This window comes from Nocardia sp. NPDC005745 (genome assembly GCF_040630775.1).
Lineage (GTDB): Bacteria > Actinomycetota > Actinomycetes > Mycobacteriales > Mycobacteriaceae > Nocardia.
Map to the genome: position 1 here is coordinate 134,230 of NZ_JBEXYF010000005.1, position 15,119 is coordinate 149,348.

Genomic DNA, 15,119 nt, shown 5'->3' on the forward strand with positions numbered 1-15,119 from the left:
GTTTCAGTGCCGATCGTGCGCTCATCACGAAGCCAGGGGTTCGCCCCAGGTGCCCCGATGTCGATCGGACTGACGTTCAGCGGGCCGTATCGCACCGGTCCGCGGCTCCTCCGGATCGGGAAAGGTCAGGGATCGGGCCGGAGGACGCGGTCGGCTCGGTCGGATAGATTGAGAAGAATTCCGGGTCGTCGAGGTGATGAAGGAGGCGCGGTGGGCGCGGATGCGGAGTCGGCGACGGGTCCGGTGGCGTTCGACGATCTTGTGACCGAGATCCGCGCCAGGTGGGGTTCGCTGTCGGTTTCGCACAAGAAGCTGGCCGAGCGGGTGCTGTCGGATCCCGAGGCGGTGGCGTTCATGACCGTGTCCGATCTGGCGAGTGCGGTCGGCGTCAACGAGGCGACAGTGGTGCGCTTCGCGAGCGGTATGGGGCTCAAGGGTTTTCCCGGTCTGGCCCGGCTGTGCCAGGAGCGGCTGCAGGAGCAGGCGCAGTTGCTGCGCCGTTTGGACAACCTCGAACACATGGTGGCGCGGGGCGGTGGCCTGCGGGAGAACCAGGTGGCCCTGGACCGGGCGAATATCGCCCGCTCTTTCGCCGGCATCGCGGATGCCACATGGGAAGCGGTGGCCGCCCAGTTGGCGCGCGCGCCGCGCGTGCACGTGATGGGTCTGCGCAAATGTCACGCACCCGCGTATCTGCTGGGCTATCTGCTGGGTCTCCTGCGAGAGGACGTGGCGACCGTGACGGGGACCGGGGGAGCGCTGACCGACGAACTGCGTCGCGTTCGCTCGGGGGACTGCTTCGTGGCGATCTCGATTCATCGCTACAGCGCGGATACGGTCCGCGCGGCGCAGTGGGCACGCCGGCGTGGTGCGCACGTGGTGGCTTTGACCGACACCCCGGTCTCGCCGCTGGCGGCAGCGGCGCACCAGACCATCTATGTCGAGGCGTCGAGTGCGAGTGTGTTGCGTTCGATGACCGCCTTCACTTCGATCGTCCAGGCGATGTGCGGTGCGGTAGCGCATCTGCTCGGCCACGAGGTGCGCGAGACGCTGCTGGAAGAGGAGAAACTGTTGAGCGAATTCGGTGTATACACCGCCGATGGCGTCTGATCCCGTTCCGGCGCCGATTATTTCGCGGGTATCATCGCCGCGGCCTTGGCGGCGTGGCGCTGGTGCAGCAGGCCCGCGGCCACGGCCAGGGTCGTTACCGCGGCGGTCAGCGCCAGCGGTGTACGGGTATCGGATCCGAATGCCATCCCCGCCACGATGCCCACCAGCGTGATCAAGATTAGGTGTGGCAGATAGGCGGCGCCCCACATCCGCACCGGCGGCGCAGCGGATGCCGCGGCACGATGGCGCCGACTCGCAATGTAGGTAGCGCAGATGCACAGGTAGACGATCACCGCGACGGCACCGGAAGAGCTGAGCAGGAAGCTGAAGACTGCTCCGGTGGGTAGGAAGTAGTTCGCGGCCACCGCCAGGAATCCGGCGCAGGCGGCGGCGAGAACCCCGGTGGCGGGCACGCCGGATCGGGTGACGCGGCCCAGCGGTCGTGGTCCCTCTCCGCGTTGTGCCAGCGCGAACAACATACGTGAGGCAGAGTAGAGCCCCGAGTTCAGGCACGACAGCACCGCGGTGAGGACGATCGCGTTCATGATGGTCCGCGCGCCGGGGATGCCGAGTTGATTCAGCACCGCGGTGTACGGACTCTCGGTGATCTCGGCGCTGTCCCAAGGCAGCAACGTCACGACGACCAGCATCGAGCCCACATAGAAGATGAGGATGCGCCCGGCGACGCTGCGCATGCTCGCCCGCACCGCATGGACCGGATCGGCGGCCTCGCCCGCGGCGATGGTGACCAGTTCGGTGCCGAAATAGGAGAAGAAGACCGTCAGCGACGCGGCCGACAGGGGAGCCAATCCATTGGGTAACAGGCCACCCCGTCCCAGCAGGTTCGCTGTCCCCGGTGCGGTGTAATCGGGGAACGCCCCGCAGATCGCCGCGACGCCGATGCCGATGAAGACGACGATCGCGGTGACCTTGATCAGGGCGAACCAAAACTCGAAGCGTGCGAATGAACTCACCGCGGCCAGATTGACTCCGGTCAGAACGCTCAGGAAGAGGAGGGCGAAGGCCCACGTGGGCAGTGCGGGGCACAGCTGATTGGCGATCGCGCCACCGGCGATGGCCTCGAAAGCAACTGTCACGCACCAGTGGTAGCTGTACACCCACCCGACCGACAGCCCGGCCCATGGCCCGAGTTCGCGGGAGGCGTAGCTCGAGAACGAGCCGGTCTCCGGACTGGTCGTGGACAGCTCGGCCAGCATGCGCATCACCAGGATGACAACGAGGCCGGTGAGCAGATAGGCCAGGATGATGCCCGGTCCGGCGGCCGCGATCGCCTTACCGCTGCCGACGAACAATCCCGCGCCGATGACGCCGCCGATTCCGATCATCGTCAGCTGGCGAGTGTTGATGCTGTGCTTCAGATTTCCCCCGAGGGGGATTGTGGTGGGCACGATGCCTCCCAAGGACCGTGGGCTGTGACCCGGGTAACTGTCGGTCGGTGATGCAACACCTGCCACCCGTTGAGTGCAATCTAAATTGCACTCAGCCATGGGAATGCAAACGTTATGGCATAGTGTGGCCGTGATCCCGAGCAGGAGGAAGTGAGTGAGATGTCCACGGTGCTGGTGAGCAGGTCCGGTAGCACAGCGACGCTGACGTTGAATCGCCCGGAGCGGCTCAACGCAGTCAGCGAAGAGCTCTACGAAGCGTTGATCGGCCATCTCGTCGTCGCCGATTCCGACCCGGCGGTGCGCTGCGTGATACTTCACGGGGCGGGCCGCGCGTTCTGTGCGGGCGCTGACCTGAAGGCGCACCGCTTCGGCACGCGCACGCCTACCGAGCAAGCGCGCTACCTCGACCTCGCCCAGCGGGCGTGCGAACAGATCCAGCGCATGGACACGCCCGTGATCGCCGCCGTCGGTGGTTACGCACTCGGTGCCGGTGCCGAAATCGCGGTCAGCGCGGATTTTCTCGTCATGGCCGAGGACGCGCAGCTCGGTTTCCCGGAGGTCGCCATCGGCACATTCGTCGGGGGTGGCGTCACTCATCGGCTACCCCGGTTGATCGGTCTGCGCCGGGCCACCGATCTGCTCATCCTCGGTGAGCGCTGCACGGGCGCACAAGCGTTCGACTGGGGCTTGGCCTACGCGACCGTCCCTGGAGATGTCCTCCTCGATGCGGCGCGCGGCCTCGCCGAATCGTTGGCGGGCAAGGCGCCTTTGTCACTGGCGCGGATGAAGGCCGCGCTGCGCCGCGACGATTCCCTCGAAGTCGCGCTCGCCACCGAGCCGCGCCAGATCCTGGAATTGATGGCGACCCGGGACTGGGCCGAGGGCGTGGCGGCATTCGCCCAACGTCGCATTCCCGTCTTCGAAGGAAAGTGACGTGACCACACTCGACACCCCGGCCCGCACTGCCCTGGAGCGGCTGCTGGACCCCCGTTCCATCGTCGTGGTCGGCGCGTCCGCCAACCCGGCGAAGCGCGGCTACCAGGCCATCCGCGCCCTGCAAGAGTCCGGGTACGCCTATCCGGTCTACCCGGTCAACCCGAAGACCGGGCAGATTCTCGGCCTCGACGTCTGCGCATCGATCGATCAGATTCCGTACGGTGCCGATGTCGCGCTGATCGCGGTGCCCGCCCCAGCCGTTCCGGGCGCGCTGCGGGAGTGCGCGGCCGCGGGCATCGCCGGCGCGGTCGTACTCGCCAACGGATTCGGCGAGGTGGGGGAGGACGGCGCCGATCTCGCCGCCGCGCTGGCAGCAGCCGTCGACGACACCGGCATCCGAGTCATCGGTCCCAACACCTCCGGCCTGCTCAATCTCACGTCGGGCGCCAATCTCGTCGGCCTGCAAAATGTTCCGCGCGGGCCGATCAGCGTCATCACGCAGAGCGGGAACATGCTGTTGTCGTTGGTGAACGACGGTCACGCGTTGAAAGGCCCCGGATTTCACGCCTATGTGGGGCTGGGCAACCAAGCCGACGTCCGCTATGACGAATGCCTCGTCGAACTCGCCCGTCATCCGGAAACCGGTGTCGTGGCGATCCACTCCGAGGGTTTCACCGACGGACGATCGTTCCTGATCGCGGCGGCTCGGACCGTGCCGGGCACGCCGGTCGCCCTGCTGCGCGGTGGCCGCTCGGAGGGCGGTCGTCGCGCAGCGGCCTCGCACACCGGCTCAATCGCCGGCTCGGACGCCGTGACAACCGCCGTACTGCGTCAAGCCGGGGTGGAACTGGTCGACCGCTCCGACGAACTCGCGGTCGTGGCGGGAGCCCTCGCCACCTGCGCTCCGATCGCCCTTGGTCGCACAGTCGCGATCCTCAGCGACGGCGGTGGCCACGCCGCGTTGGCGGCGGACGCCTTGGCCGCGCACGGTATCGAATCGGCGCGGCTCGGCGAGCGAACTCGGCAGCACTTGCGGCACCTGCTCGGCCCCGCCGCCGCGGTCTCCGGCCCGGTCGACGCGGCGGGCGCCACCGACGCCGACCCGATGGTCTTCGCCGAGGCCACCGAAATCCTCATGCGCGACCCCGCGGTCGGTCTCGTGCTGATCATCGGCTTATACGGTGGCTACCACCTTCGATTCGATCCGGGATTGCGCGATGCGGAAGAGGCAACCGCGGGAGCCCTGCTCGCGCTCTCCATCGAATACGACGTGCCCCTGCTGGTTCAGAGCTGCTACGCGAGTCTGGACATCGCCAACCACGACCGGCTGCGGGCCGGTGGCGTACCTGTGCTCAGCTCGATCGAGCACGCCGTGCGAGTGGCGGTGGCCTTGCACCGGCGTGGCCGTCTGATGGCCGACCATGCCGCGCGATCCTCGCTGATCTTGCCGCCGCCGGCCTCGCCTCTGCCGGGCTCGGGAATTCTCGACGAGCCGACCGCCCGGCGAGTGCTGGCGGACGCGGGAGTCGACCTCGGCGTCTGGACTTTCGTCCGCGACATCGATGCGGTGGCCGCCGCTGTCGCCGCATACCGCCGACCGTGCGCGCTGAAGGTCGTCTCCGCGCAGGTGGTGCACAAATCGGACGTCGGAGGGGTCAGGTTGAACGTGGTGGCCTCCAACGCCACCGAGCACGCCGAAGCCATCATCGGCTCGGTGAGTGCCGCGATCCCCGACGCCCGTATCGATGGCTTGATCGTGACCCCCATGGCCGACACCGGGGTGGAACTGCTCGTCGGCGCCACACGCGATCCGATCTTCGGGCCCGTGCTGGCCTTCGGTACCGGTGGCGTGCTGGTCGATGCGGTGCGCGATGTAGCCTTCCGAGCCGTCCCGCTCACCGAACCGGAAGCCCGCGAAATGATCGAGGAGACGATCGTCTCGCGCATGCTCGACGGCTACCGGCATCTGCCCGCGGTCGATCGCACCGAGCTCGCTCGGTTGCTCGTCCGGATAGGCGATTTCGTCGCCACGCACCCGGAGATATCCGAACTCGATCTCAACCCGGTGATCGCGTCCGGTCGTGGCTTCATGCCGGTCGACGTGCGCATCGTTCTGTCCCGGCGAACATCCGGAGAGCGTGATGAATGACCCGATCTTGATCGCCCGGACCGGAGACATCGTCGTCTGGACGTTGAACAGCCCGGAAGCGCGCAATCCGATTTCCGATGCCGACACCATCAGCGCGCTCGAGGACGCGGTGGCGGCGGCCAACCGAGACCACAGTGTGCGAGCGGCCATCCTCACCGGTGCGGGGGCGGCGTTCTCCTCCGGAGGCAACGTCAAGCACATGCGTGCGCGGACCGGTATGTTCGGCGGCGCACCGGCACGGCTGCGTCAGGAATACCGGCACGGCATTCAGCGCATCCCGAAAGCTCTGTATCACTGCGAGGTACCCACCATCGCTGCCGTCAACGGACCGGCCATCGGCGCGGGTTTCGATCTGGCGCTGCTGTGCGACATGCGGATCGCCGCAACCACCGCGGTGTTCGCCGAGAGCTTCGTCAAGGTCGGCCTCGTCCCCGGTGACGGCGGCGCCTGGTTGCTGCCCAGGGCGATCGGCATGGCCAGGGCATGCGTGATGGCCTTCACCGGTGAGCCGATCGATGCGGTCACCGCGCTCGACTGGGGGCTGGTCTCCCAGGTGGTGGAGCCGAGTGCTCTCTCGGACGCGGCCCACCGGCTGGCCGCGCGTGTCTGCGCCAATCCGCCGCAAGCCCTGCGGATGACCAAGCGGCTGCTTCGCGAAGGAGCACATCAGAGCCTGGAGAGCCTGCTCGAACTGTCGGCGGCGATGCAGGCCGTCGCGCACCATACCGAGGACCACCACGAGGCCGTCTCGGCCATGCTGGACCGCAGACCGCCTCGTTTCGCGGGCCGATGAGCAAGCGGCGGTCGGCCGACGGCCGGCTGCGACGAGAGTTGCTCACCCGTTGCCTCGTCGCGGTCCCGTCGGACGACCGGGGGCACCGCGCCGGAGATGCCGCTGTCGCACGACGGTCGGGCCCGGAGCTGATCCTCGGCAATGAGTGATGAAGGCTCGACCAGGGTCGCGTCTACGCACCCACGCGGACCGGCTCGGTTTCCTGGCTCTCGTCGAGGGACGGCTCGACGACCGGACGCACTCGATGCAGTGCCGCGTATCCCAGCGCGGCAAGGACAAGGGCGACGAAGATGCCGAGGTTGCTGCTGCCCAGGCCGCTCGCTCGGGCGGCGTGGGTGAACAGATATCCGAGAAGTGGGCCGATGTGCGGATCGGGGGAAGTGATCAGGCCGAACCCGACGATCACCGCCACGCAGAGACAGCCGATTCCCGCGCGGTTCACCCCGCCGTAGCCGCCGACCGGACTGAACAGCGCTGTCCGGTCGTATCCGACGCGGCGGCGCTGCCAGAGGTCGACCACGAAGATCCCGGACCAGGCGGCCATGACGACCGCAGTGGTGGTCAGAAATGCTTGGAACGGGGCGAAGAAGCCCGGAGCGGCGAAAACGACATATCCGCCGGCGCAGGCGATCAGAACCGCGTCGATCAGCACGGTGTAGTGGCGAGGCATCCGCACGCCCAAGGTCTGCAGCGCGAGCCCTGAGGAGTACAGGCCGATGGTGGAGCCGGACACGAAGCCGACCAACGCCAGGATCAGGTACGGGACCAGGAACCAAGTGGGCAGATGTGCCGACAAGGCGCTGATCGGATCGGTCTCGGCCAGTGCCGCGACTTCCGGATCGCCCGCCGCCAGCAGCGTCCCGAATCCCATCAGCACTACCGCGGGGGCGGTACCGCCGAAGGTGACCCATCCCACCAGCGCGCGTTTGCTGGTCTCGCGAGGGAGATACCTGGTGTAGTCGGCCGCGCAGTTGACCCAGCTGAGACCGAGCAAGCTGGCGATCAGCAGGACTCCGCCCGCGAATGTGCCCAGGCCGCCGTGGCCGTGGGTGGCGAACGAGATCCTGGGCAGGGTCAGCGCGATGTAGACGATGGTGAGGGCGGTGAAGGTCAGGGCGAACCACTTCTGGATCCGCAGAATCACGTGACAGCCGTAGATTCCGAGCACCGTGCTCACCACGATGACGGTGAGGAGAGTGAAGACCATCAGCGGCCTGGTATCCGCCGCCGGGGCAAGTCGACGCATCACGGTGCGAGCGGCGAGCGTCGCCAGGACGGCCGAGAAGGTCTCCCACCCGACCAGCGCCAGATAACTGATCGAGGTCGGGACCTTGTTGCCGTGGAATCCGAACGCCGCCCGACCGGCCACCATGGTCGCCGCCCCGCCCTGCTGTCCGGCCAACGACACCAGAGCCAGCAGCAGGAAGGAAAGGACCGCGCCGATCGCCGCGGCCAGGGCGGCCAGATGCCAGTCGAGACCGAGCGCCGTCACGTACGGACCGAATGAAACCAAGAGCACATTGCAGCTGGTACCGGCCCACGGCCAGAAAAGGGTCCTGGGTTTGCCGCGGCGCTCTTCATCGGCGACCCACTCGGTGCCTTTGCGCTCGAAGGACCAGTCGGAAGGTTTCGCCGAAGCCGCCACCATGTCGATATCCATTCGTCGAGGGCGGCGAACGAGCCGTTCACACGCACCTGGATAACGTGCCGTTATATAACGGCTCAGTGTAGGCGTGATACAGATCGCATGGAACCTTCATTGACGTGACAAATTATCCGGCTTGCCGGAGGCCGATGAACTGCGGTGAAACGGATCAGGTGAAGGGGTATCCGACTGGAGGCCACCTCTATCATGTACCGGGAGGAACTCCTGCGCTGATTTTACCTGTACGACGAGCCATTGACTGACGGCGTAGTTTGGCCCGTCTCCCACTTCGAACGACTACCGGGATGTCAGAGCCCCGGTCGGCGTGCGCCGCGACGACGCGGGCGCAACTGATACAGGCGGTACCAGGCCAGGGCGAGGAAGACGGCCCCCAGGCCGGCGACGACTCCCATATCGAGGAGCCAGGTGCCGAGGGTGTTCTTCCACAATGGGTCGGGTGCGCCCGTATGCGGTGAGAGGGTGTCGAGGTCGAGTGTGGCGGCTCCTGCGCCGAATCCCCAGCGGGACGGCGAGAGGTAGGACAATTGCTCCAGAACGGGTGTGCCGGGGAGTCGCACCAGCCCGCCCGTGAGTACCAGTTGCGCCATGGAGAGCACGATCAGCAGCGGCAGCGTCTTCTCCGAGGTGTTCACCGCCACCGATACCAGCAAGCCCAGAGCCAGTGACGCGATGCCGAGCAGCGCCATCGCGAGGATCAGCTCCAGCTCGACGGAGGTGAAAAGCCCTTTCGGCGGCATGCTCACGCCGATCGTGCCGACCAGCACCAGCACCGCCGCCTGCAAGGTGGTGATCACCCCGAGGACGAGCAGTTTCGACATCAGATATACGCCCGCCGACAAACCCGCGGCGCGTTCTCTGCGGTAGATCGTCTGCTCCTTGACGATCTCGCGAATCGAGTTGCCGGTGCCGACGAAGCAGGCGGCGAAGGCCAAGACCATGAGCTTGGTCGGGGCATCGACGTTGGTTCCCGGCGCCCCGATGAACCCCTCGCCCGATGGCACCGCGGCGATCAAGCCGCCCAGCAGTACGGGCATCACGCCGAGTAGTGCCAGATAGCTGCGATCCGAGGCGATCACCGCCAGATATCGCCTGCACAACGTACTGAGCTGGCTGAACTTGGACTGCGGCGCGGGCGGTGGGGCAGGTGTGCGCACCTCCGCGGGGCCGACATCGTCGGTCGGTGCGACCGCCGCGTACTGCTCGAAGCGTGGCGAAGCCCGGAATTCACCGGCCCAGTCGCGCTCCTCATCGCGGTCGAATGCCTGGAAGACCTCGGCCCAGGTGCGCTTCCCGAACTGCTGCAAACCCTCGGCGGGCGGTCCGTAATAGGCCAGCTTGCCACCGGGCACCAAGACCAGCAGACGGTCACAGGAATCGAGGTTCGCCACGCTGTGGGTGACGACGATGACCGTCCGTCCGTCGTGTGCCAGTTCCGACAGCATCTCCATGACCGTCTTGTCCAGACCGGGGTCCAGACCGGAGGTCGGTTCGTCGAGGAACAGCAGCGACGGTTTGGTCAGCAACTCCAGTGCGACGCTCACCCGTTTGCGCTGACCGCCCGAGAGCTTGTCGATGCGGGTATCCGCGTGCCGTGCCAGGCCCAGTTCTTCGAGCACCTCGTCGACCCGCTGCTCGCGCTCCTCACGTCCGGTGTCACCGGGGAAGCGCAGTTCGGCAGCGTAGAGCAGCGCGCGCCGCGTCGGAAGCTGGTTGTGCAGGATGTCCTCCTGCGGGACCAGTCCGATCCGGTGCCGGAGCTCGTCGTAATCGGTGTACAGGTCGCGTCCGTCGTAGCGGACCGTCCCTTCCGTCGCGGGCCGCAATCCGGTGACCGCGCCGAGCAGAGTCGACTTGCCCGCCCCGCTCGGCCCGATGACGCCGACGAGCGAGCGCTGCGGGATGGGGAACCCCACCCCGTCCAGGAGCACTTTGCCTTCCGGTGTCCGTACCGTGAGATTCTGCACCGAAACCGACACCTCACCGGTGTCGACGGACTCGCGCAGCTCGTCGCCGACCAGCCGGAACGTGGTATGCCCCAGACCGATCGAATCCAAGTCGGTGAGGTCGGCGGCCTCGACTCGGGAGCCGTTGACGTAGGTGCCGTTATGGCTGTCGAGGTCGACGATCCGGTACTTTCCCGCGCCGATCGTGCGCAGCTCGGCGTGATGGCGGGAGACCATGAGGTCGGGCGTGACGATGTCGTTGTCGGTCGCCCGTCCGATCCGGAGCGTGGGTTCGGTGATCCGGACGACCGCGGTGGGGTGGGCGGTCGGAGGCGAAACTCGCCGGGGGAGGCCCGGAAGGAACTTCGTGACCGTGGCTTCGTCGTCGAGGTCGTAGCCGGGATCGGGGACGAGCATCGTGTCTCCACCGGCCTCGGCACCGGCCTCGGGGGTTGGCCGCCCGTCTTGTCCTTCCAAGGAACAGGCCAACTGCTCGCCGTCGACGGCGTGACCCAGCTGGAACGTCTCGTCGTGGTCGATCACCATCTCCTCGACGCGGTGACCGTCGAAAAAGGTTCCGTTCAGACTGCCCGCGTCCTCGATTTTCCAACCTTCCGAATCCCGTTCCAAAACGGCATGCAAGGAAGATACGCGCGGATCGGTGACGACGACGTCGGCCTCTGGATCCCGGCCGACATTATATGCGCCCCCGGCACGTAGCCGATAGACGCGTTCCCTGGTCTGCACCACGAGAACCGGCGCATCGGGAAATTCGGTGGAGGACGATTCATCCGCCATATTGCGAGTATACGACCGGGCCGTACTACCACCGCAAGAGTTGTTCATCGCCGAGGCGTGAGGGTGAGATCGGCCCGGTCGGGCATCGTCCGTACTACCGAGCTATCCCATCGGACCCGGGTTCGAGCAGCGCATACCCACCGGACGAGCCGAAGAGCTACCACATCTATGCCCGTGTGCACGCGGCGGACGATCTGGCGGGTCTTCGTCACTCGATGTTATTCGGCGAAGGCGACATCACGCGGGTCTGAAATGCCTACGGGTGCTGAAACATACGGCTTCGCTGCGAAAGATGGAACCTAACTCGAACCATCAAGAAATTTCGGAACATTGTGCTGCGAGCGGTTCTGCCGCGATAACTCGGCCTGTCGGATACCTCGAAAGAGGTATCGCGCCGCGTATGTCCTCGAATTCGTCGACGCATCACCCGCTGACGCTGATCGACGATTCTCGGGGCGAACGACGAATTCGTGTTCCTGGGGGACTTCGGTCTCGGCCGGATCGATCTCCGGTGAGCACCGTTTCGAGCAAAATCCTTGCGCAGGTGTCTGATACAACGACACTTTCGGGCGTCACCGCGATGGTGGTCGCCTCAACTGTGCGCGGGGACCTCGGGTACTTCGGCGGCAGGGTCGTGTTTTCGCTGTCCGGTCGGTGTCCGGGTGAGGATCGCGGTGACCACGGCGAGGTAGACCGCGACAGGGACGCCGCAGACGATGGCTCGGACCGTGGGGGGCATCTGTTCGCTCGCGGCGGTCATGGCGGGGACGTAGCTGGGTGCCCCGGTCATGCCGAGGGTCTTGATTTCGGCGTAGAGCCAACTGGTCAGCCACATCGAGGACGCCGCGAACGTAACTGTCGCCGCGGTGATCCGGAGCATGCGGCACGTGTTCACCCGCGCGGTGGAGTGCAGCAAGACGATCAGCAACGGCACGTACCACACCCAGTGGTGGCCCCAAGCCAGCGGCGGAACGACACATCCGATCAACCCGGTCACGACCACCCCGAGCAGCGGCCTTCGGGTCCGGTGGGCGCGGACCGCGGCGGCATAGCCGAAACCCGCGGCGCCGGCGACGCATGTCGCCCAGAGCCAGTCCGGTGCGAGCTGCGGTGCCCACAGGTTCGACAGCACGCCGTTGATCGACTGATTTCCCGGGTGGGTGACCGGACCGATGCGGTCGACGTCGCCGGCGGCATCGCGCCAGAACATCCAGGCGTCGCCCGGCAGGATCAGCCAGGCCGCGACCACGGTGGCCGAGCCGGTGGCCACCGCGGTGGCCACGGCGCGCCACTGCCGTGTGAGCAGCAGATACGGCAGGAACACGATCGCGGTCAGCTTGATCCCGGCGACAAGGCCGACCGAGAAACCACGCAGCCGCGCCGAGGCCGGACGGGTGAGGTCCCAGACCAGGACCGCCATCAGCAGCAGGTTGATCTGCCCCTGCCACAGCGTGCCTCGTACCGCTTCGATGTCGACCGCGACCAACCCCAGTCCGAGACACAGCAGTGCCAGGCGCGCATCGCCGCGGTAACCGAGCACTCGCCAGCATCGCCAGATCGTGGCCCACAAAGCAACCCAGGACATCGCGAACCAGGCGACTTTCGCGACGCCGAACGACACGATCGCGAGCGGAACGAAACACAAGGCTGCGAACGGCGGGTAGGTGAACCAACCCCCTGGTGGAATCGGCGCGGAGTAGAGCGCCTGCGAATCGAGCACCGCGCGGGCGGCATTGCGGTAGATCGCCAAATCACCGTGGTTGACCAGCAAGCCGAATTGCGGCGCGGCGGTGAACGGCACCAGAGCGGCCTGCGCCAGCAGCGCCGCGATGCCCGCGGCGAGCGCGAAGATCGCCCATCCGGTGGAGACCGTCGCGCCGGTCGAGTCCGCACTCCGCGTCATCGCGCCCCCACATCTTCCCCTCGAGATGGCTGGATACATTCGACCTACGGCGTCCGACCGGTGTCGAACGAAATGGGCACCGGGTCAGAGTATCCGCGACCGGCAGGTACAGGCGTGCGCGCCGGTGATAAGGTGGCCGCGTGCTCATCGAGGTCGACAGACTGTAGCCGCCTGTTCGAAGGCGGCGTCTCCGGGTCGGGCGTTCATCACTCCGATGAACCGCCGAGTCGCGCGTTTGCGTATCGCGCGGACACCCTTGTGCGCACCCTCACCATGTCGTCGATAGGTCGTGGAATCGGCTTCGGCGCACGGTGCCCGTCGCTTCAGCCTTCGAAGATCTCATCGCGCGGTAATCGTCCGCGGGCCTGACGTCTCCGAAAGTTCCACGGTGATCGTCGCTGCCCGCTGCCGCGTGCGCAGTCCGCAACCGGGCTTCGAAACGCAAAGCATCCCTCACGGGCACAAGGAGAACCACACATGCCTACATCTACGCATTCGCCGATCACGCTGCACGATCTGTCGTTCGAATGGCCCGACGGCAGCGTCGCGCTAGCGCGGCTCAACGGCGTCTTCGGCGCCGGACGAACGGGACTCGTCGGCCGCAACGGCGCAGGCAAGTCCACCCTGCTGCGCCTGATCGCGGGGATCCTGACGCCCACCTCGGGCCACATCGAGGTCGCGGGCGAAGTCGGCTACCTACCCCAGACGCTGACCCTCGGCCACGGCACCACCCTCGCCGAACTGCTCGGCATCGCGGGCACGCTCGCCGCATTACGCGCGATCGAATCCGGAGACACCGACGAACGGCACTTCGAGGCGGTGGGCGACGACTGGGACATCGAAGCGCGCGCGGACGAGGCGCTGCACGAGATCGGCTTCACCGCAGCGGATCTCGACCGGCGTGTCGACGAGATCTCCGGCGGGCAAGCCGTGCTCGCGGCGGTCACCGGGCTGCGGATCCGCCGCACTCCGATCACGCTGCTCGACGAGCCGACGAACAATCTGGACCGGGCCACGCGCGCGCAACTGGGCGCGTTCGTCGACACTTGGCCGGGGACCCTCGTCGTGGTCAGCCACGACCTCGAATTGCTCGAACGCATGGACAGCACCGCCGAACTGCACGCGGCGGCGATGGAAGTGTTCGGTGGCCCCTACAGTGCTTGGAAACAACACCTCGAACAGCGACAGTCCGCGGCCGTGCAGGCGGCCCGGACCGCCGAACAGGCACTGAAGACCGAAAAACGGCAGCGGATCGAAGCCGAGACCAAACTCGCGCGCCGCGAGCGCACCGCACGGGCGACGCAGCAGCACGGCGGCATCCCGCGCATCCTGGCCGGCAACCGCGCCAGTAGAGCACAGGCCTCGGCGGGCGCGATGCGCACCGGTCTCGACGCGAAAGTCCGGACCGCTCAGCAACTTCTCGATGACGCCGCGTCTCGCGTACGGCGCGAGGAACACATCCACCTGGACCTGCCCGACCCGGATGTGCCACGCGGCAGGCGCATCGCCGAACTACGCGACGGCGACCATACCCTCGTCATCCAGGGCCCCGAGCGGGTCGCGCTGGTAGGACCCAACGGCGCCGGGAAATCGACATTGATCGAGAACCTGCTGGGCATCAGGCCTCACACGCCAGGACACGTGGCGGGCGCCCTGTTCACCGACCGCGTCGGCTACCTGCCGCAACGCCTGGACGGACTCGTCGAGGACGCCGGCGCGGTGGACAATGTGCACGCCGTCGCCACCACCACCCCACCGGCCACCATCCGCAATCAGCTGGCCCGGCTGCTGCTGCGTGGTGACAGCGCGGACCGGCCGGTGTCGACGCTTTCGGGTGGTGAACGCTTCCGCGTCTCGCTGGCCCGGCTGCTGCTCGCCGACCCACCCGCCCAATTGCTGATTCTCGACGAGCCCACCAACAACCTCGACATCGCCAGCGTCGAGCAGCTTATCGAGGCGCTCGCCGGTTACCGGGGCGCGGTCATCGTCGTCAGTCACGACCATCCGTTCCTGGCGCGAATCGGCATCGACACCATCGTCGAACTCGGAACGGACGGCCATCTGCGGCGGCACGGCACGCTCGAGGAACTCGGCCACTGACGAACCGGCGCGGCCACCATGCGCGATACGCGTTCCGCACCACCCATTGGGCGGACCTGCATGGTGGCCGCCGCGGCACCGGCATTCGCCACTGCCTCTGCGCCGAGGCGCTGATCACAGGTGGGCGGCGTCGATGATCGCCTGGACGAACGGGTGCGGCGCTTCCCGCGGGACGTTGTGGCCGTTGCCGTCGAGGACTCGGTGCTCGTATCTGCCGAAGAACGTGTCCCGGTGGGGTTTCCGTCTCTGGCCGCTCCGTCGAGGTCGCCGGCGATGGTGATGGCGGGTACCGAGATGGTGGGCTCCGGTGAG

9 protein-coding genes are annotated in these 15,119 nt (G+C 66.9%); 5 read left to right on the plus strand and 4 right to left on the minus strand.

Going from position 1 to position 15,119, the window contains the following annotated elements; genetic code table 11:
* Positions 1-210 precede the first annotated feature (210 nt).
* Positions 211-1,110: a MurR/RpiR family transcriptional regulator gene (locus ABZ420_RS07670; RefSeq protein ID WP_357118413.1), complete on the plus strand. Its 900-nt coding sequence runs from the start codon at positions 211-213 to the stop codon at positions 1,108-1,110.
* 17 nt (positions 1,111-1,127) lie between these two features.
* Here the strand turns inward: ABZ420_RS07670 and ABZ420_RS07675 are convergent, their stop codons facing one another.
* Complete coding sequence (locus ABZ420_RS07675) at positions 1,128-2,519, minus strand: amino acid permease (protein WP_357118416.1); 1,392 nt, start codon at positions 2,517-2,519, stop codon at positions 1,128-1,130.
* A gap of 159 nt (positions 2,520-2,678) precedes the next feature.
* Between ABZ420_RS07675 and ABZ420_RS07680 the strand changes: the two genes are divergently transcribed.
* From ABZ420_RS07680 to ABZ420_RS07690, 3 genes are read left to right on the plus strand one after another with little or no spacing between them, the layout of a single operon-like run.
* On the plus strand, positions 2,679-3,452 hold the full coding sequence (locus ABZ420_RS07680; RefSeq protein ID WP_357118764.1) for an enoyl-CoA hydratase/isomerase family protein: 774 nt from the start codon (positions 2,679-2,681) through the stop codon (positions 3,450-3,452).
* Between the two features lies 1 nt (position 3,453).
* Positions 3,454-5,604 (plus strand): acetate--CoA ligase family protein, encoded by a 2,151-nt coding sequence (locus ABZ420_RS07685; RefSeq protein ID WP_357118419.1) that lies wholly within the window; start codon positions 3,454-3,456, stop codon positions 5,602-5,604.
* Positions 5,597-6,397, plus strand: coding sequence for a crotonase/enoyl-CoA hydratase family protein (locus ABZ420_RS07690; protein WP_357118422.1), 801 nt, complete (start codon positions 5,597-5,599; stop codon positions 6,395-6,397). The genes ABZ420_RS07685 and ABZ420_RS07690 overlap by 8 nt, the downstream gene beginning before the upstream one ends.
* 172 nt (positions 6,398-6,569) lie before the next feature.
* On the opposite strand, the gene ABZ420_RS07695 is transcribed toward ABZ420_RS07690, so the two are convergent.
* The 3 genes from ABZ420_RS07695 to ABZ420_RS07705 all read right to left on the minus strand — a co-directional run bounded on the left by ABZ420_RS07695 (position 6,570) and on the right by ABZ420_RS07705 (position 12,707).
* Positions 6,570-8,045, minus strand: a complete 1,476-nt coding sequence (locus ABZ420_RS07695) for a cytosine permease (protein ID WP_357118425.1) — start codon at positions 8,043-8,045, stop codon at positions 6,570-6,572.
* A 305-nt stretch (positions 8,046-8,350) separates the two neighbouring features.
* Complete coding sequence (locus ABZ420_RS07700; protein ID WP_357118428.1) at positions 8,351-10,804, minus strand: FHA domain-containing protein; 2,454 nt, start codon at positions 10,802-10,804, stop codon at positions 8,351-8,353.
* Positions 10,805-11,396: 592 nt separating this feature from the next.
* Positions 11,397-12,707 (minus strand): glycosyltransferase 87 family protein, encoded by a 1,311-nt coding sequence (locus tag ABZ420_RS07705; protein ID WP_357118431.1) that lies wholly within the window; start codon positions 12,705-12,707, stop codon positions 11,397-11,399.
* Between the two features lie 477 nt (positions 12,708-13,184).
* Here ABZ420_RS07705 and ABZ420_RS07710 point away from each other — a divergent pair, with 477 nt between their 5' ends.
* The gene (locus ABZ420_RS07710; protein WP_357118434.1) at positions 13,185-14,807 is read left to right on the plus strand and encodes an ABC-F family ATP-binding cassette domain-containing protein; all 1,623 of its coding nucleotides are present in this window, start codon (positions 13,185-13,187) and stop codon (positions 14,805-14,807) included.
* Positions 14,808-15,119: the final 312 nt, after the last annotated feature.